The 17,910-nt window shown below is 61.5% G+C and carries 16 protein-coding genes; 10 read left to right on the top strand and 6 right to left on the bottom strand.

Going from position 1 to position 17,910, the window contains the following annotated elements:
- Positions 1 to 31: 31 nt before the first annotated feature.
- Positions 32 to 388: a 4a-hydroxytetrahydrobiopterin dehydratase gene (locus HX823_RS03855; protein ID WP_016976549.1), complete on the top strand. Its 357-nt coding sequence runs from the start codon at positions 32 to 34 to the stop codon at positions 386 to 388.
- Positions 388 to 1,581 (top strand): amino acid aminotransferase, encoded by a 1,194-nt coding sequence (locus HX823_RS03850; RefSeq protein ID WP_177074158.1) that lies wholly within the window; start codon positions 388 to 390, stop codon positions 1,579 to 1,581. Before HX823_RS03855 ends, HX823_RS03850 begins: the two co-directional genes overlap by 1 nt.
- Positions 1,582 to 1,706: 125 nt before the next feature.
- Here the strand turns inward: HX823_RS03850 and HX823_RS03845 are convergent, their stop codons facing one another.
- The gene (locus HX823_RS03845) at positions 1,707 to 2,516 is read right to left on the bottom strand and encodes a UDP-2,3-diacylglucosamine diphosphatase (protein WP_033900731.1); all 810 of its coding nucleotides are present in this window, start codon (positions 2,514 to 2,516) and stop codon (positions 1,707 to 1,709) included.
- Between the two features lie 137 nt (positions 2,517 to 2,653).
- On the opposite strand from HX823_RS03845, the gene HX823_RS03840 reads away from it, so the two are divergent.
- The 3 genes from HX823_RS03840 to HX823_RS03830 all read left to right on the top strand — a co-directional run bounded on the left by HX823_RS03840 (position 2,654) and on the right by HX823_RS03830 (position 4,800).
- Positions 2,654 to 3,403, top strand: a complete 750-nt coding sequence (locus HX823_RS03840; RefSeq protein ID WP_177074157.1) for an AraC family transcriptional regulator — start codon at positions 2,654 to 2,656, stop codon at positions 3,401 to 3,403.
- A 98-nt stretch (positions 3,404 to 3,501) separates the two neighbouring features.
- Positions 3,502 to 4,386 carry a DMT family transporter gene (locus HX823_RS03835; protein WP_038849164.1) on the top strand — a complete coding sequence of 295 codons (885 nt, stop codon included), beginning with the start codon at positions 3,502 to 3,504 and terminating at the stop codon, positions 4,384 to 4,386.
- Positions 4,387 to 4,518: 132 nt separating this feature from the next.
- On the top strand, positions 4,519 to 4,800 hold the full coding sequence (locus tag HX823_RS03830; protein WP_177074156.1) for a hypothetical protein: 282 nt from the start codon (positions 4,519 to 4,521) through the stop codon (positions 4,798 to 4,800).
- A 35-nt stretch (positions 4,801 to 4,835) separates the two neighbouring features.
- On the opposite strand, the gene HX823_RS03825 is transcribed toward HX823_RS03830, so the two are convergent.
- Positions 4,836 to 5,123, bottom strand: coding sequence for a SelT/SelW/SelH family protein (locus HX823_RS03825; protein WP_177074155.1), 288 nt, complete (start codon positions 5,121 to 5,123; stop codon positions 4,836 to 4,838).
- A gap of 84 nt (positions 5,124 to 5,207) precedes the next feature.
- Between HX823_RS03825 and HX823_RS03820 the strand changes: the two genes are divergently transcribed.
- A complete protein-coding gene (locus tag HX823_RS03820) occupies positions 5,208 to 7,397 on the top strand; it encodes a patatin-like phospholipase family protein (RefSeq protein ID WP_177074185.1) in 2,190 nt (729 codons plus the stop codon).
- A 64-nt stretch (positions 7,398 to 7,461) separates the two neighbouring features.
- On the opposite strand, the gene HX823_RS03815 is transcribed toward HX823_RS03820, so the two are convergent.
- Both HX823_RS03815 and recQ read right to left on the bottom strand, forming a co-directional pair.
- A complete protein-coding gene (locus HX823_RS03815; protein ID WP_010208708.1) occupies positions 7,462 to 7,896 on the bottom strand; it encodes a MarR family transcriptional regulator in 435 nt (144 codons plus the stop codon).
- A 121-nt stretch (positions 7,897 to 8,017) separates the two neighbouring features.
- The gene (recQ, locus tag HX823_RS03810) at positions 8,018 to 10,144 is read right to left on the bottom strand and encodes a DNA helicase RecQ (RefSeq protein WP_177074154.1); all 2,127 of its coding nucleotides are present in this window, start codon (positions 10,142 to 10,144) and stop codon (positions 8,018 to 8,020) included.
- 275 nt (positions 10,145 to 10,419) lie between these two features.
- On the opposite strand from recQ, the gene HX823_RS03805 reads away from it, so the two are divergent.
- The 3 genes from HX823_RS03805 (at position 10,420) to HX823_RS03795 (ending at position 14,996) form a co-directional block, all read left to right on the top strand.
- Positions 10,420 to 11,007, top strand: a complete 588-nt coding sequence (locus HX823_RS03805; protein ID WP_016976541.1) for a YecA family protein — start codon at positions 10,420 to 10,422, stop codon at positions 11,005 to 11,007.
- Positions 11,008 to 11,027: 20 nt separating this feature from the next.
- On the top strand, positions 11,028 to 11,411 hold the full coding sequence (locus tag HX823_RS03800; protein ID WP_177074153.1) for a YbaN family protein: 384 nt from the start codon (positions 11,028 to 11,030) through the stop codon (positions 11,409 to 11,411).
- A 114-nt stretch (positions 11,412 to 11,525) separates the two neighbouring features.
- Complete coding sequence (locus tag HX823_RS03795; RefSeq protein ID WP_038849154.1) at positions 11,526 to 14,996, top strand: PAS domain-containing hybrid sensor histidine kinase/response regulator; 3,471 nt, start codon at positions 11,526 to 11,528, stop codon at positions 14,994 to 14,996.
- Positions 14,997 to 15,120: 124 nt separating this feature from the next.
- Here HX823_RS03795 and rmuC read toward each other — a convergent pair whose 3' ends face one another.
- Together rmuC and HX823_RS03785 are read right to left on the bottom strand one after the other, a co-directional pair.
- Positions 15,121 to 16,485, bottom strand: a complete 1,365-nt coding sequence (rmuC, locus tag HX823_RS03790) for a DNA recombination protein RmuC (RefSeq protein ID WP_177074184.1) — start codon at positions 16,483 to 16,485, stop codon at positions 15,121 to 15,123.
- Positions 16,486 to 16,660: 175 nt separating this feature from the next.
- Complete coding sequence (locus tag HX823_RS03785; RefSeq protein ID WP_124526543.1) at positions 16,661 to 16,984, bottom strand: sel1 repeat family protein; 324 nt, start codon at positions 16,982 to 16,984, stop codon at positions 16,661 to 16,663.
- A 457-nt stretch (positions 16,985 to 17,441) separates the two neighbouring features.
- On the opposite strand from HX823_RS03785, the gene HX823_RS03780 reads away from it, so the two are divergent.
- Entirely contained in the window at positions 17,442 to 17,747 is a 306-nt protein-coding gene (locus HX823_RS03780) for a hypothetical protein (RefSeq protein WP_038847951.1), read from the top strand.
- The last annotated feature ends 163 nt before the right edge of the window (positions 17,748 to 17,910 follow it).

Below are 17,910 nucleotides of genomic sequence, written 5' to 3'. Positions count from 1 at the left end.
ATCTTCATACCTTCGAATTCAGGACACCCTCATGACCACCTTGAACCAAGCCCACTGCGAAGCCTGCCGTGCCGATGCCCCGCAAGTCAGCGACGAAGAACTGCCGGTACTGCTCAAGCAGATCCCCGACTGGAACATCGAAGTCCGCGACGGCGTGATGCAACTGGAAAAGGTTTTCCTGTTCAAGAACTTCAAATTCGCCCTGGCCTTCACCAACGCCATGGGTGACATCTCTGAAGCCGAAGGCCATCACCCAGGCCTGCTCACCGAGTGGGGCAAGGTCACCGTGACCTGGTGGAGCCACTCCATCAAGGGCCTGCACCGCAACGACTTCATCATGGCCGCGCGCACCGACGAAGTGGCCAAGGACGCCGAGGGCCGCAAGTAATGCATTTCGATGCCATTGGCCGCGTGCCCGGCGACCCGATCCTCGGGCTGATGGACCTGTACGCCCAGGACAGCAACCCGAATAAATTCGACCTGGGCGTGGGCGTCTATAAAGATGACCAGGGCCTGACCCCGATTCCGCACTCGGTGAAGCTGGCCGAGCAGCGCCTGGTGGACACGCAAACCACCAAGACCTACATCGGCGGCCACGGCAATGCGGCGTTCGGCAAGCTGATCAGCGAGCTGGTGCTCGGCGCGGACTCCGCGCTGATCCGCGAACGCCGTGCCGGCGCCACCCAGACCCCGGGCGGCACCGGCGCCTTGCGCCTGAGTGCTGACTTCATTGCGCACAACCTGCCCGGTCGTAGCGTCTGGCTGAGCAACCCGACCTGGCCGATCCACGAAACGATTTTTGCCAAGGCCGGGATCCCGGTGAGTCATTACCCTTACGTGGGTGCTGACAACCGCCTGGATGTGGCAGCGATGCTCGCCACCCTGTCCAGCGTGCCCAAGGGCGACGTGGTGCTGCTGCACGCCTGCTGCCATAACCCGACCGGTTTCGACCTGTCCCAGGACGACTGGCGCCAGGTGCTGCAGATCGTGCGCGAGCGCCAGTTGCTGCCGCTGATCGACTTCGCTTACCAAGGCTTTGGCGATGGTTTGGAGCAGGACGCCTGGGCCGTGCGGTTGTTTGCAGCCGAGCTGCCGGAAGTGCTGATCACCAGTTCCTGCTCGAAGAACTTCGGCCTGTACAGCGACCGCGTCGGCGCGTTGATCGTGTGTGCGGCGGATGCCGAAAAGCTCACGGATGTGCGCAGCCAGTTGGCCAACACGGCGCGCAACCTGTGGTCGACGCCGCCGGACCATGGTGCTGCGGTAGTGGCGACCATCCTGGGGGATACCGAGCTGAAAAAACGCTGGAGCGACGAGGTCGAAGCCATGCGCTCACGGATCGCACACCTGCGTTCGGGCTTGGTGGAGGCGTTGGCGCCCCACGGTCTGTCGCAGCGGTTTGCGCACATCGGGGCGCAGCGCGGGATGTTTTCCTATACCGGCTTGAGTGCCGAGCAGGTGAAGCAACTGCGCGAAAAGCACAGCGTGTATATGGTGAGTTCGGGGCGGGCCAACGTGGCGGGCATTGATGCGACACGCCTGACGTTGCTGGCTCAAGCCATTGCCGATGTCTCCAACTGAAGAAACCGAACCAAAACTGTGGGAGCGGGCTTGCTCGCGAAAGCGGTGTGTCATCCGACACATCAGGTGACTGACCTACCGCATTCGCGAGCAAGCCCGCTCCCACATTTCGACCGAGTCAGGCTCTAGCCCGCTACCATCTCTGCCTTGAGCTGCGCCTCTTTGGCCTGCGCATCCGCCAACCGATACAACTCGATGCTCCCATCCCAGTGTTCGATCAACGCCGTGCACGACTCCACCCAATCCCCGCAGTTGAGGTAATCCACCTCGCCCACCTTGCGAATCTCCGCATGGTGGATATGCCCGCAGACCACGCCATGCAACTCGCGCTTGGTCACCTCATGGGCGATGGCTTCTTCAAAATCACTGATGAAGTTCACCGCCGTCTTGACCTTGTGCTTGAGGTACGCCGACAGCGACCAATAGCCATAACCGTAGCGCGCGCGCCAGTGGTTCAGCCAGCGGTTCAGCGTGAGGGTGAACTCGTAGGCCGAGTCACCGAGGAACGCCAGCCAGCGGTGGTAGCGGGTGATCACGTCGAACTGATCGCCGTGGATCACCAGCAGATGCCGGCCGTCGGCAGTCACGTGGATTGCTTCGTCGACCAGCTGGATATTGCCCAGGATCAGCTTGGAATAGCGACGCAGGAATTCGTCGTGGTTGCCGGTGACGTAGATCACCTCGGTGCCACGCTTGGCCATGGTCAACAGGCGACGGATCACGTTGGTGTGGGCCTGGGGCCAATACATGCCGCCTCGCAGTTTCCAGCCGTCGATGATGTCACCGACCAGGTAGACCTTGTCAGCGTGATAGCCCTTGAGGAACTGCGACAAATGTTCGGCCTGGCAATCCCGGGTGCCCAGGTGCACATCGGAAATCCACAGGGTACGAACCCGTTGCTTGCGGCTGGGCTTGGCGAACTCGGCACTGGTCATGGGCATCCCTCGACGGTGTTTTCGCGAGCTTGCGCCCTGGCGATTAATAGCCCATGACAACTGTGCGTCAGTCTGATGACAGCGCTCACGGCCCGCAAAGCGTTGTAGACTGCCAGCTTGCCGCCCAGGAGACCGCAATGGGACCCACCCTCACCCTACGCCACTACGTCGAAGCGCCCCTCGCCCACAGCCATGACCATGCGCAGTTGGTGTTCGGCCTGTCCGGACACCTGGACCTGGAAGTGGACGGCCGTGGCAGCCAGGTGCGCGAAAGCAGCGTGATGGTGCTGCCCTTCTCGGCCCACCATGCGTGCGGCAGTCGCGATGGCAGTCGTTGCCTGGTGCTGGATGTGCCGACGGAGCACTGGGTGCTGCAATCGCTGGGCGAGCATGCCGATGCCAGTCGCCGCCTGCTCGACCAGCCCGCGCGGCTGACCCTGGACTCGCGGCAAAGCCAACTGGTGCAATGGCTGGCACACAGCCCGGTGCAGGACCCATTGATCGTGCAGCAAGGCGCGGTGCTGTTGCTGGCCAGCCTCAATCATCCGCTGGCCCCACCGCAGCCGGGCCGACGCCTGCCGTACGCAGCCTTCAATCAACATATCGAGCGGCACCTTGCGCATCCGTTGCAGGTGGCTGACCTGGCGCGTATCGCTGACTTGTCAGTGGCGCGCCTGCACGCACGGTTCATGGCCGAATGCGGGCAAACCCCCATGGACTACATCCGTAGCCGTCGCCTGCACATGGCGCTGGACCTGTTGCGCAAAACACCGCTGCCTATCGGTGAAATCGCCGATCGCGTCGGTTACGCCTCGCAAAGTGCCTTCGCCGCTGCAATGCTGCGGGAATTTGGCGCCTCGCCGGGTGCTTTAAGGCGTAAGCCGTAGGAAGAGTCTCGCGATAAACATCGCGAGCCGGACGACAGACACCGATGCGGGCCACCCACTAGACTGCGGTTCTGTCACACCAAGACTCAAGGATCGCAATGACTCCCCGCTCAGCCCTCGGCGCCCTGCATATCGGCGCATTGATGTTTGGCCTCACCGGCGTATTCGGCAAACTGGCGGCCGCCTCCCCGGCCATCATCGTTTTTGGTCGCGCCGTGTTTGCCGTGGTAGCCCTGGCGGTATTCGCACGGTTCGCCAGCAGCACCGCCTGGAAAACCCTGGAACTGCGCGACTGGCGCCGACTGCTGGTCAGCGGCGTATTGTTGGCGGCGCACTGGGTGACCTTCTTTATTGCCGTGAAAGTCGCCGGCGTAGCGGTTGCGACCTTGGGCTTCACCGCATTTCCAGCTTTTACCGTGATCCTCGAGGGGCTGATTTTCCGCGAGCGCATCCGCGCCAACGAAGTGGTCCTGGTCGTGCTGGTCAGCGTCGGCCTGGTGTTGGTTACCCCGGACTTCAACCTCGCCAGCGAAGCCACCGGCGGGCTGCTCTGGGGCATCGCCTCGGGGTTGCTGTTTTCCCTGCTGTCACTGAATAACCGCGCCAGTTCCGGACGTATCCCGGCGGTGCAGGCAGCGCTGTGCCAGAACGTGGTGGTCGCCGTGTGCTTGTTGCCCGTGGCGGCGCCCGGCCTGACAGAGGTGCGCGCAATCGACTGGTTGTGGATCGGTTTGCTCGGGGTGTTCTGCACCGGCCTGGCCCATAGCCTGTTTGTTGCCAGCCTCGCGGTGATCAAGGCGCGTACCGCTTCGGTGGTGTTCGCCATGGAGCCGGTCTACGGCATCACCGCGGCCTGGCTGCTGTTTGCCGAAACCCCGACGCTGCGCATGCTCTTGGGCGGTGTGTTGATCATCGTCGCGATCGTGCTGTCAGGGTTGATGGGCGGTGCCAGCCAGGCCAAGCAGCCCGCAGCCACGGCCTGATCTATACTTTAAACATCCGCAACAGTCTGCAGTCGTTCAACGGATAACCGACAGCTCGACGACAGCCTGGGTGTGTTCTGAAGTTGCTGCACGCGAGTGGTCACAACTCAACGCGATGCGGGAGCTTTTACCATGGAAATGTTCATCAGTTTATTGGTGCAGATCATCAGCGGGGCCATCGGCGGCAACCTGGCCGGGGCCATCAAGCCCAACATGAGCACCGGTCTCAATTCATTGGTCGGCGGCGTGGGCGGCCTGGTACTGGGCCAGATTCTTGCGGCAATCTTCGGCACCACGGGCGGCGACGCGCTGAACGTAGCGGCACTGGGCAGCAATATCGCCGGCGGTGGTGTGGGCGGCCTGGTACTGACGTTTATCGTCGGTTTCATCAAACAGAAGATGGCCGCGAAGTGACCTCTTCGGTCACCGCCATTCAGTGGCGGTGACCCTCACGGCTTACGCTCGTTATGCCCCAGGTCACGCTGCGGGTCGATCTGGTCACGTACGCGCTGCTTGAGCACCTTGGCCTCGGGAAAACCGCCGTCCGCCTTGCGCTCCCAAATCTGCACACCGTCGCAAGTGATGCGAAACGCGCCGCCCGTGGCCGGTTCCAGCGACACCTTGCCCAAATCATCAGCAAACGTACTCAGCAGTTCCTGCGCCAACCACGCGGCGCGCAGTAGCCACTGGCACTGGGTGCAATAGGTGATGACGATCTCGGGTTTGATCGAAGACATAATTTGAGAAGCTCCAGGCATAACGGGCTCGGCGGATCGAGTGGCTATAATACCGGCCTTTATCGCCCAGCCTCGAGATTCATGATGCGCCGCCTGCTGTCCTGCCTGTTTCTGTGCCTGCTCCCCCTTATCGCCGACGCCATTGAACCGCCACGCCCGAAGATCGGCCTTGTGCTGTCCGGCGGCGCCGCCCGTGGGCTGGCACATATCGGTGTGCTCAAGGCGCTGGAAGAGCAAGGCATCCAGATCGATGCGATTGCCGGCACCAGCATGGGCGCGGTGATCGGCGGGCTGTACGCGTCGGGCTACAAGATCGACGAGTTGGAAAAACTGGCGCTGAGCATCGACTGGCAACAGGCACTGTCTGACGCACCGCCGCGGGAAGACGTGCCGTTCCGGCGCAAGCAGGATGACCGGGATTTCCTGGTCAAGCAGAAACTCAGCTTTCGCGATGACGGCAGCCTGGGCCTGCCACTGGGCGTGATCCAAGGCCAGAACCTGGCGCTGCTGCTGGAAAGCATGTTCGCCCATAGCAGCAACACGCGTAACTTCGACAAGCTGCCGATCCCCTTCCGCGCGGTGGCGACCGATATCACCACCGGCGAGAAAGTGGTATTCCGCAAGGGCCACCTGCCCCAGGTGATCCGCGCCAGCATGTCGATCCCGGCGGTGTTCGCACCCGTGGAACTGGACGGCCGGCTGCTGGTGGACGGCGGCATGACCGATAACATCCCGCTCGATGTGGCGCGGGACATGGGCGTGGATATCGCCATTGTCGTGGACATCGGCACGCCACTGCGCTCGCGCAAGCAACTGGCGACGGTGGTGGACGTGCTCAACCAGTCGATCACCCTGATGACCCGACGCAACTCCGAAGAACAACTCAAGGACCTGCACCCCAAGGACGTGCTGATCCAGCCACCCCTCGCCGCCTACGGCGTGACCGACTTCGGCCGCGCCAAGGACATGATCGATGCCGGCTATCGCGCCACCCGCGCCCTCGACGCGCGCCTGGCCCACCTGCGCCCCGCCGAGCCGATCGACCCACAACTGGTGGCCGCCCGTACACCCGGCGAACGCACGCCGGTGATCACTGCCATCAACGTGGAGAACGACTCGAAAGTCAGCGACGACGTGATCCGCTACTACATCCGCCAACCCTTGGGCGAACCGCTCAACCTAGGGCGCCTGCAAACCGACATGGGCACCTTGTACGGCCTGGATTACTTCGAGCAGGTGCAATACCGCGTGGTGAAAAAGGGCCATGACAACACCCTGGTGATCAGCGCGCGCGGCAAACGCAGCGGCACCGACTACCTGCGCCTGGGCCTTAACCTGTCGGATGACATGCGCGGCGACAGCGCGTTCAACCTCGGCGCCAGCTACCGCATGAACGGCATCAACCGCCTCGGCGCCGAATGGCTGACGCGGGTACAGATTGGGGATCGACAAGAGCTGTACAGTGAGTTCTACCAGCCAATGGACACGGGGTCGCGTTACTTTGTCGCGCCGTATATCAGCGCCCAGGCCCAGAACGTCGAGCTGATCCTGGACAACGACCCCATCTCCGAGTATCGACTGGAGCGCTACGGTTTCGGCTTGAACGTCGGACGGCAGATCGGCAACAGCGGCGAAATCCGCTTCGGCGTCGGCGAAGCCTGGGGCAAGGCAGATGTGCGCATTGGCGACCGGGACCTGCCCAGCGTGAGTTTCAGCGAAGGCTTCTATGAACTGAAGTACTCCTTCGACTCCCTGGACAACGTGTACTTCCCCCATACCGGCGAAGACATCGGCCTGGCCTACCGCGAATTCGAACCTGGGCTGGGCTCGGACCAACGCTACCGCCAGTGGGAGTTCAAGCTCGACAAGGCCATGAGCCACGGCCCGGACACCCTGGTGCTGGGCGGGCGTTACGGGCGCACCCTGGATGATTCGGACGTGGTGATTTCCAGCTTCCTGCTGGGTGGTGCGCGGCAGCTGTCGGGCTTCCGCCAGGATGCTATCTCGGGGCAGAACATCAGCCTGATGCGCGCGGTGTACTACCGCAGGCTCACACCGCGTTCGTACCTGCCGCTGGATTTCCCGCTGTACCTGGGCGCGTCACTGGAACGCGGCCGCGCGTGGAACAACGACAATGAGTTCGACAGTGGGTATATCAACGCGGCGAGTATTTTCCTGGGGTTCGATACACCGTTGGGGCCGCTGAATTTCAGCTATGGGTTCAATGATGATAATCAGAAGGCGGTGTATCTGAACCTGGGGCAGACGTTCTGACGACCTGTACAGAACCCTTTTGTGGTGAGCGGGCTTGCCACAGAAAGCCCGCCCGGTGTTTGCTTCAGGACTTTTCCAGATTCGACAGGATGTGCGCATGCACACGCATGCACACGCTCAAGTCGGCTTCGTCCACGCCTACAAACAGCTCATGGCGCAGGGCGGTGGCAATGGTTTCGATCTGTTCGATCAACGGGCGGGCGGTGTCACATAGCAAAATGCGCTTGGCACGACGGTCTTCCACCACGGCCTGGCGTTGCACCAGGCCCTGGCCTTCCAGGCTGTCCAGCAGGCGGGCCAATGTCGGCCCTTCTACACCCACACTCTGCGCCAACTCACGCTGGGTGGGGGCCTCTTCAAAACGGGCCAAGTGCAGCAGCACCAGCCAGCGCGCCTGTGACAGGCCAAGCCCAGCCAGACGGCGATCCAGCTCGGCGCGCCAACCACGGGACATTTGCGCCAATTGCATGCCAAATCGGTGTTGATCGGTTAACGGCATAAAAAACTCATGTTTTAGACTGAAAATAAAGTGTGGCTAATTATTAGTCAGCTAAGCATGAGCTTTGCCCGTAGGCAAGAGTTGCTATGTACTGATTCGTTACATTGTCGTAATTGGCGCACTAAATTTCGAATTCAGACTGCAAAGCCGCCCGCACGCAGTACAAAACACCTTCAGGAACGCGTCCGGTGAACAGCGGGGCAATCTCCGCCACAGGTGGCAATTCGCCCTCTCCGTCCAGGAAAGCATCCTGGATTTCGCCGAGCAGATCCTCGGGTAAATCAAGGGCTTGCTCCAGCGACAACTGCTGCTTGCTGATGGATTCAGCGAGCAAGGTGTAGACGTTCTTTTCAGAGCATTGCAACTGGCCGGCGATCTGGATCGGAGTCATGCCAGCACGTGCCAGGCTGATCAGTTCGTGGCGGATATCGGCGACTTCTTTCGGCGCTTCGGCCTGGCCGCCGAGTACTTCGAGGAAGGCCTGGCCGTAACGCTCCAGCTTGCGCGCGCCCACACCGCTGACCCGCGCCATCTCGGCCATGCTGGTGGGTTGCTCGCGCAGCATTTCCAGCAGGGTGGAGTCGGGAAAAATAACGTACGGCGGCACGCTGTGTTCCTGCGCCAGTTTGCGGCGCAGGGTGCGCAAGGCTTCCCACTGCTCGCGTTCTTCGCCCCGCACAAGCTGGCTGGCCTGGCTGGTGCTGCTCTTGGCAGTGGTCTGCGGCTTGAGGTCGCGGCGCAGCTCCAGGCTGACTTCGCCCTTGAGCAACGGCCGACAGCTGTCATTCAGGCGCAGGCCGCCATAGCCTTCGATGTCGATGTCCACCAGGCCGCGCGCCACCATCTGCCGGAACAGCGAGCGCCACTCGCCTTCGGCGCGGGCCTTGCCGACACCATAGACCGAGAGTTTTTCGTGGCCGAAGCTGCGCACCTTCTCGTTGTCCTTGCCCAGCAACACATCCACCAAGTGACCGACGCCATAACGCTGGCCTGTGCGATAGATGGCGGACAAACCCTGGCGCGCCGGTTCAGTGGCGTCCCAGGTCTGCACGCCGTCGACGCAGTTGTCGCAGTGGCCGCACGGCTCGGGCATGTCTTCGTCAAAATACGCCAGCAAAGTCTGGCGACGGCAGCGGGTCTCTTCACACAGCGAGAGCATCGCGTCGAGTTTGTGCTGTTCCAGGCGCTTGTGGCGCTCGTCGCCCTCGGAGTTCTGCAGCATCTGCTTGAGCATCACCACGTCTTGCAGGCCGTAGACCATCCACGCATCCGCCGGCAAACCGTCACGGCCGGCGCGCCCGGTTTCCTGGTAGTAGGCCTCGAGGGATTTGGGCAGGTCCATGTGCGCAACGAAGCGCACGTTGGATTTGTCGATGCCCATGCCGAACGCGATAGTGGCCACCATGATCAGGCCTTCCTCGTTGAGGAAGCGCTTCTGGTGAGCTGACCGTGTTTCGTTGGGCAGGCCGGCGTGATACGGCAGCGCCGGGTAGCCTTGTTCACAGAGAAACGCGGCCACCTCATCGACCTTCTTGCGCGACAGGCAATAGACGATGCCCGCATCGCTGCGCCGCTCGGAGAGGAACGCCAGCAACTGTTTGCGCGGCTGCTCCTTGGGCACGATGCGATAGAAAATGTTCGGACGGTCAAAGCTCGACAGGAAGCGCTCGGCGTTCTGCAGGTGCAGGCGCTCGACGATTTCTTCGCGGGTGCGCTTGTCGGCCGTGGCGGTCAGGGCAATGCGCGGCACATCGGGAAACAGCTCTGCCAATTGGCCGAGCTGCAAATACTCGCGACGGAAGTCATGACCCCATTGGGAGACACAGTGGGCTTCGTCGATGGCGAACAGGGCGATTTCCAGGCTTTGCAAAAAAGCCAGCATGCGCGGCTGCACCAGACGCTCGGGGGCCAGGTACAGCATCTTCACTTCACCACGCTTGATTCGCGCCGCCAGGTCGCGCTGCTGCTCGGCACTGAGGGTGGAGTTCAACGACGCGGCGGCGACACCGAGTTCTTCAAGGGTAGCCACCTGGTCGTCCATCAGGGCGATCAGCGGCGACACCACCACGGCCAGGCCATTGCGCAACAGCGCAGGCACCTGAAAGCACAAAGACTTGCCGCCGCCGGTAGGCATCAGGACCAGTGCGTCACCGCCACTGGCCACGCGCTCAATGATCGCACCCTGGCGGCCACGAAAACTGTCGTAGCCGAAGATGTCCTTGAGGACGCGTTGTGCCTGCTCGAGCATGTAAAACTCCAAAATAGTGCCGAAATCCCTCTGTACAGGCTGGCCGAAAAAAACCGCCTTCACGGGAAATAATCCGTAAGCGAAGTTTTCGCGCACTGGGCTTGGCCTGCAAGGGCATCACAAAACGCGGCAGTATACCCGAGCGTTACCCGCCAAAGGGCGCCGCTGACGAATAGCGGGCGCTATCTAAAACCTGGCAAATATGCAGTGCGGCTGGCCTGTGCGCTCAAGAAAGCCTAGAATTCAGCATCGTTTATTCCCAAGGTAGTCCTTCAATGTCCTTCGCTGAGCAACTAACCCGCCTGCAAGCCTTCCTCGACGCCGATGAGCTGCATGACGAGGCGCTGGACTACGTGGCCGCCCACGGCTACCTGACCGCCCTGTCGATCTGCTCCGACGTCGTCCCCGACCGTGAATGGATCGATGCACTGTTCGCCGAAGAGCCGCACTACACCGACGCGGCCCAACGCGAAGAAATCGAATCCACCCTGCTGGCCCTCAAGGCCCACATCGGTCGCCAACTGGCTTCCGACGAGGAATTCGAGCTGCCGTGCGAACTGGACCTGGGCGAAGAACCGGATGACTCCGACCTGCGCGGCTGGTGCATCGGTTTCATGGAAGGCGTTTTCCTGCGCGAAGCCGCCTGGTTCGAAACCGCCGAGGAAGAAGTCAGCGAAATGCTGCTGCCAATCATGGTCGGTTCCGGTCTGTTCGACGACCAGCCTGAATTCGCCGACATCGCCGCCGACGCCAACCTGATGGACGACATGATCGTTCAGATCCCGGAAGCCCTGACCGCGCTGTACCTGCTGTGCAACGCACCTGACGAAAAACCGGCGATCCTCAAGCCACGTCACCACTGAGTCGCTTGCCCGTGACACCCATGGGCAATCGTCCTCTGCTCCTGCGCTACCTGTTGCTGGCCATCGGCTGGCTCAGTGTGGCGTTGGGGGTGATCGGGATTTTCCTGCCGGTATTGCCGACGACACCCTTCCTGCTGCTCGCTGCCGCCTGCTTCGCCCGAAGCTCCCCACGTTTCTACCATTGGCTGGTGCAACACCCACGCCTGGGACCGTGGATCCGTGATTACCTGGATGGCAATGGCATTCCTCTCAAAGCCAAGGTCTACGCCATCGGCTTGATGTGGCTGAGTATCGGCGTGTCCTGTTACCTGGTGCCACTGCCGTGGGCGCAGGGTTTCATGCTGACCAGTGCGGTGCTGGTGACTATTTACATCCTGCGCCAGAAAACCCTGCCACCCCGTTAGGCCGCGACATCACGTCGCGCTCAGACCTTGGTCGACACTGACTAACCCCAAGCATTCTGCGAGACTGTCCAACCGGGCCTGGAATGCCCGGGTGTTCTTATGCGCGGAGTTACCATGACGTTGTCCAGCGGGCTGATCGCCGCCGTTGCCCTGGCCTATATGGCCATTATGTTTGCCATCGCCTTCTACGGTGATCGCCGCCGTGCGCCGCTGCCGCCGCGTATGCGTGCCTGGGTGTACAGCCTGTCGCTGGCCGTTTACTGCACCAGTTGGACATTCTTCGGCGCCGTAGGCCAGGCCGCCGAACAGTTGTGGGCGTTTTTACCGATCTACCTGGGACCGGTGTTGTTGCTGGTGTTGGCACCTTGGGTGCTGCAGAAGATGATCCTGATCAGCAAGCAGGAAAACATCACCTCCATCGCCGACTTTATTGCGGCGCGCTACGGCAAGTCCCAATCCCTCGCCGTGGTGGTCGCTCTGATCTGCCTGGTCGGCGTGTTGCCTTACATCGCCCTGCAACTTAAAGGCATCGTATTGGGCGTCAACCTGCTGATCGGCGCTGGCGCCGACACCACGGGCACCCGAGCTCAGGACACGGCGCTGATCGTGTCGCTGGTGCTGGCGCTGTTCACCATTGTGTTTGGTACGCGCAACCTCGATGCCACGGAACACCACCGGGGCATGGTGCTGGCGATTGCCTTTGAATCTCTGGTCAAACTGTTCGCGTTTCTGGCGGTCGGCGCGTTTGTGACCTACGGGCTGTACGACGGTTTCGGTGATCTGTTCAGCCAGGCCATGCTCGCCCCCCGCCTGGATGAATACTGGAAAGAGACCGTCAACTGGCCCTCCATGGTGGTGCAGACCGGCGTGGCCATGATGGCGATCATCTGCCTGCCCCGGCAGTTCCATGTCACGGTGGTAGAAAACATCGATCCCCAGGACCTGCGCCTGGCCAAGTGGGTGTTTCCCGCCTATCTGATTCTTGCCGCACTGTTTGTAGTACCGATCGCCCTGGGCGGCAAGATGATGCTGCCCAGCTCGGTACTGCCGGACTCCTACGTCATCAGCCTGCCCATGGCCGAAGCGCATCCGGCACTGGCCGTGCTGGCCTTCATCGGCGGCGCGTCGGCTGCGACCGGCATGGTCATCGTGGCGAGCATCGCCCTGTCGACCATGGTCTCCAACGACATGCTGCTGCCCTGGCTGCTGCGTCGCTCCAGCGCCGAGCGGCCGTTCGAAGTGTTCCGCCACTGGATGCTCTCGGTACGCCGCGTAAGCATCGTGATCATTCTGTTGCTGGCCTACGTCAGCTATCGCCTGCTGGGCTCCACCGCGAGCCTGGCGACCATCGGCCAGATCGCCTTTGCCGCCGTGACCCAACTGGCTCCCGCCATGCTCGGTGCGTTGTATTGGAAACAAGCCAACCGACGCGGTGTGTTTGCCGGACTGGCAGCCGGTACTTTCCTGTGGTTCTACACCTTGGTCCTACCGGTGACGGCGAAAAGCCTGGGCTGGTCCCTCAGCCTCTTCCCAGGGCTGACGTGGATGCATTCCCACCCGCTCGGGTTGTCCGTCACCTCATTGACCTTGGGCACCGTGTTTTCCCTGGCCGGCAACTTCACGCTGTTTGTGTGGGTGTCGATGCTGTCGCGCACGCGCGTGTCCGAACACTGGCAAGCCGGGCGTTTCATCGGCCAGGAAATCAGCCAACGTGCCAGCGCCCGTTCGATGTTGTCGGTGCAGATCAGCGACTTGCTTAGCCTGGCAGCGCGCTTTGTCGGTGAAGAACGCGCCCAGCAAAGTTTTATCCGTTTCGCCTATCGCCAGGGCAAAGGCTTCAACCCCAACCAGAATGCCGACAACGATTGGATTGCCCACACCGAGCGATTATTGGCCGGCGTGCTGGGCGCCTCGTCGACACGCGCGGTGGTAAAAGCCGCCATCGAAGGTCGGGAAATGCAGCTGGAGGACGTAGTCCGCATCGCTGACGAAGCGTCGGAAGTGCTGCAGTTCAACCGCGCGTTGCTGCAAGGCGCCATCGAGAACATCACCCAGGGCATCAGCGTGGTCGACCAGTCCCTCAAGCTGGTGGCCTGGAACCGGCGTTATCTGGAGCTGTTCAATTACCCGGACGGGCTGATCAGCGTTGGCCGACCGATTGCCGACATCATCCGCTACAACGCCGAACGCGGGCTGTGCGGGCCGGGCGAGGCCGAAGTGCACGTGGCGCGACGCCTGCACTGGATGCGCCAAGGCCGCGCGCACACGTCCGAACGTTTATTCCCCAATGGGCGGGTGATCGAGTTGATCGGCAACCCGATGCCGGGCGGCGGTTTTGTTATGAGCTTCACTGACATTACCGCGTTCCGCGAAGCCGAGCAGGCACTCACCGAGGCCAACGAAGGCCTGGAACAACGGGTGACCGAGCGCACCCATGAACTGTCCCAACTCAATGTGGCACTCACCGATGCCAAGGGCGTGGCCGAGTCCGCCAGCCAGTCGAAGACCCGCTTTCTGGCGGCCGTCAGCCATGACTTGATGCAACCTTTGAATGCTGCGCGCCTGTTTTCCGCCGCCCTCTCCCACCAGAACGACGGCCTCTCCACCGAAGCCCGGCAACTGGTGCAACACCTGGACAGCTCGTTGCGCTCCGCCGAAGACCTGATCAGCGACCTGCTGGATATCTCGCGCCTGGAAAACGGCAAGATCAATCCGCAGCGCCAGCCCTTTGCACTCAACGAACTGTTCGACACCTTGGGCGCGGAGTTCAAGGCGCTGGCCCAGGAGCAAGGTTTGCGTTTCCGCCTGCGCGGCAGTCGCTTGCGCGTCGACAGCGATATCAAGTTGCTGCGGCGCATCCTGCAGAATTTTCTCACCAACGCTTTCCGTTATGCCGACGGCCCGGTGCTGCTTGGCGTACGCCGACGCAAGGGCGAGCTGTGCCTGGAAGTGTGGGACCGTGGCCCCGGCATCCCATTGGATAAACAGAAGGTGATCTTCGAAGAATTCAAACGCCTGGACAGCCACCAGACCCGCGCGGAGAAAGGCCTGGGGCTGGGCCTGGCAATCGCCGATGGCTTGTGCCGCGTACTCGGTCATCGGTTGAGCGTACGCTCGTGGCCAGGCAAAGGCAGCGTATTCAGCGTGCGCGTGCCGTTGGCGCGCAACCAGGCCAGCCCGCAGGTCAAGACGCCACAGGAAACCGGCCTGCCGTTGAGCGGCGCACAGGTGCTGTGTGTGGATAACGAAGAGAGCATCCTGATCGGCATGCGCAGCCTGTTGACCCGCTGGGGCTGCGAAGTATGGACCGCCACCGACCAGGCGCAATGCGCGGCGTTGCTTGCCGACGGCGTGCGTCCGCAGCTGGCCCTGGTGGACTACCATCTGGACCATGGCGAAACCGGGACTGAGCTGATGGGGTGGCTGCGCGCACAACTGGCCGAGCCGATTCCCGGCGTGGTGATAAGCGCCGACGGCCGCCCGGAGATGGTGGCCGAAGTGCATGCGGCGGGGTTGGATTACCTGGCCAAGCCGGTGAAACCGGCGGCGTTGCGGGCGTTGCTGAGTCGGCATTTACCGCTGTAAATGGTTTGTACTCGGTCTAATGTGGGAGCGGGCTTGCTCGCGAATGCGGTGGATCAGTCAGCACATGCATTGACTGACGCACCGCATTCGCGAGCAAGCCCGCTCCCACATTTTTGGTCTGTGTTTATTCAGGTAGATGGGCCACACCGTCTGAATCAGTCATCGCGCGCTCCAACAAATCGGCCGGCAGGCTCTTACTGGCCCGAGCACCGAGCAGCTTCAATTGCTCGACCCGGCTGACCAGATTTCCGCGTCCATCTGTCAGCTTGTTCCGCGCCGCGCTGTAAGCCTTATCCAACTGCTGCAAACGGTTACCCACTTCATCCAGGTCTTGGATAAACAGCACGAACTTGTCGTACAGCCAACCGGCGCGCTCGGCGATTTCCCGGGCGTTCTGGCTCTGGCGTTCTTGTTTCCACAGGCTGTCGATCACGCGCAGCGTCGCGAGCAAGGTGGTTGGGCTGACGATCACGATATGACGGTCGAATGCTTCCTGAAACAGGTTGGGCTCAGCCTGCAACGCAGCGGAAAATGCCGCTTCGATCGGCACGAACAGCAACACGAAATCCAGGCTGTGCAGGCCTTCCAGGCGCTTGTAATCCTTGCCGGCCAAGCCTTTGACGTGGTTGCGCAGCGACAGTACGTGCTGCTTCAGGGCCGCCTGGCCGATCACTTCATCGTCTGCCGCCACATACTGTTGATAAGCGGTGAGGCTGACCTTGGAGTCCACCACCACCTGCTTGTCGCCGGGCAACATGATCAGCACGTCCGGCTGGAACCGCTCGCCATCCGGGCCCTTGAGGCTGACTTGGGTCTGGTACTCACGGCCCTTCTCCAGCCCGGCATGCTCCAGCACCCGCTCAAGGATCAGCTCACCCCAGTTGCCCTGGGTTTTCTGGCCCTTGAGCGCGCGGGTCAGGTTGGTGGCTTCGTCCGACAGACGCAGGTTCAACTGCTGTAGGCGCTCCAGCTCCTTGGCCAGTGAAAAACGCTCACGCGCCTCGTTCTGATAGCTTTCTTCCACGCGTTTTTCGAAGGACTGGATGCGCTCTTTCAGCGGGTCGAGCAATTGACCCAGGCGCTCTTGGCTGGTTTCGGCGAAGCGCTGTTCACGCTCGTCGAAGATCTTGCCGGCCAACTCGGCGAACTGCGCACGCAGCTCATCACGCGAGCCTTGCAGGTCGGTGAGGCGTTGTTGATGACTGTCCTGTTGTTCACGCAGTTCGGCGCGCAAGGCGGCCGACAAGGCATCGAGGCGGCGTAGCTCGACTTCCTTGGCGCTACGATCGAGGTTCCAGGCGTGGGCGGCGTCGCGGGCATTGTCACGGTCGATCTGCAGCAACTCGACTTCTCGGCGCACTGCTGCAAGATCGGCCTGTTTGGCGGCGTTGGCCTGGCTCAAGTCGCTGATCTCGTCGCGGCTGGCATCCAGCTGAGCGGCCAGACCTTCCTGAGCCAGCTGTGCAGTGGCCAAGCGCTCTTCAAGCAGTTCCCAGCCAGTCATGCGTGCGCTCAGGCGTCGCTGGAGCTGCCAGCACACGGCCACTAACGGCACAGCTGCGCCAGCCAGGCCCAAGGCAATACTGGTCCAGTCAAAAACCATAGACATGTCTGCCATCACCGAAAAAAACCAAGGTTAGCGGAGCACAAGGCCTGAGGACAGCTCAGTCTTCGACCTGGCCCAGTTCGCGCTGGGCGCGGCGGTCACCGGCGCGGGCGGCCAGGCGTAGCAGGTCGTGGCCGATGCGGCGGTCGCGGGCATTCCCGCATTCGCGGCACATCAGTTGGCCCAGGCGGCTTTGCGCGGCAACCACACCATCACGGGCCGGCTGCTTGAGCAAACGCCCGGCGAAGTGCTTGACGTTGGTGTTGTGACCCAGGCGCGGACTGTCGAGCAACCACAAGGCAACTTTCAACGAGAAGCGCTTGGGGGCGGTAACAGTTTGAGGGGTGTCGGTAACAGAAGGTGATACTGAGCGAAACTTCATAAAGCACTGTGGGACAGAACGGAAGGCGCGCCACTCTACTCTTTTTTTCGTACAGGTAAAGCTGAAAAAACTCGGCACGCCCGTTCTAGAGCAAGCGCTCGGGACAATCCACAGAAGCTGTGGATAACTCAGTGGACAACCCCCCTTTAACTCGCGCAAAGCCCCATGGAATGGGGGCCGCAGTCAAACTGACGATTTTTTCACCAATAAAAAAAAGCCAGATTTTTCATTGACTTAAATTTCCATTACAGGCAAATGGCAGCCCCGCAGTGCAGTTGACAGCGCGGTTACACACGCCGCAACTAATGTGCACAAGTACCCATTCGATGGTTATATCCCCGGCTTTTTTTGAAGCGACTCGCTGCAAAAATGTTACCGCGAGGGCAAAGCGGGGACTTTTCAAATCTTCCCCGGCTCGCCACACTCCCCCACCTACATCGCAACGGTGGGTGGGTTGATGAAAGGGATTCTGTTATTCGCCGTGTTGCTGCTGGCCATCTGCGCCGTTTCCTTGGGGATCAATGCCGCACTGCCGTCACCGGATGGGGCGCTGTTCGCCATCGCGATCCTGCTGTCGGCGGCGTTCACGGCCGTGAGCCTGTGCATCGAACTGGGTGAAGGCCGGATAAACGACATGGGCGACGTGATGAAGGTGGTAGAAACCGGTCAATCCCTGCGCCTGACGCTTGCCGCCTACGGGCTGGGCTGCTCCCTGGCGGCCGCGAGCACCGTACTGGTCTATCGCGGCCTGTTGGGCGGCTGATGAAAGTTTTTTGGCTAACACACTTCCCTTACCTGTTTCAATCCGTTACTATCCGCGGCGTTAGTACCAAGCTGAAAGTCAATTCTGGTCGAACAACTCCCCTGTCCAACACGGGATCGGCCACCTCGATGGTTTCCAGGTATCACTTGCGACGACACGGCCT

It is taken from the genome of Pseudomonas sp. P7759, from assembly GCF_013386445.1.
Lineage (GTDB): Bacteria > Pseudomonadota > Gammaproteobacteria > Pseudomonadales > Pseudomonadaceae > Aquipseudomonas > Aquipseudomonas azotoformans_A.
This window is presented reverse-complemented; position numbering and strand designations above follow the sequence as displayed.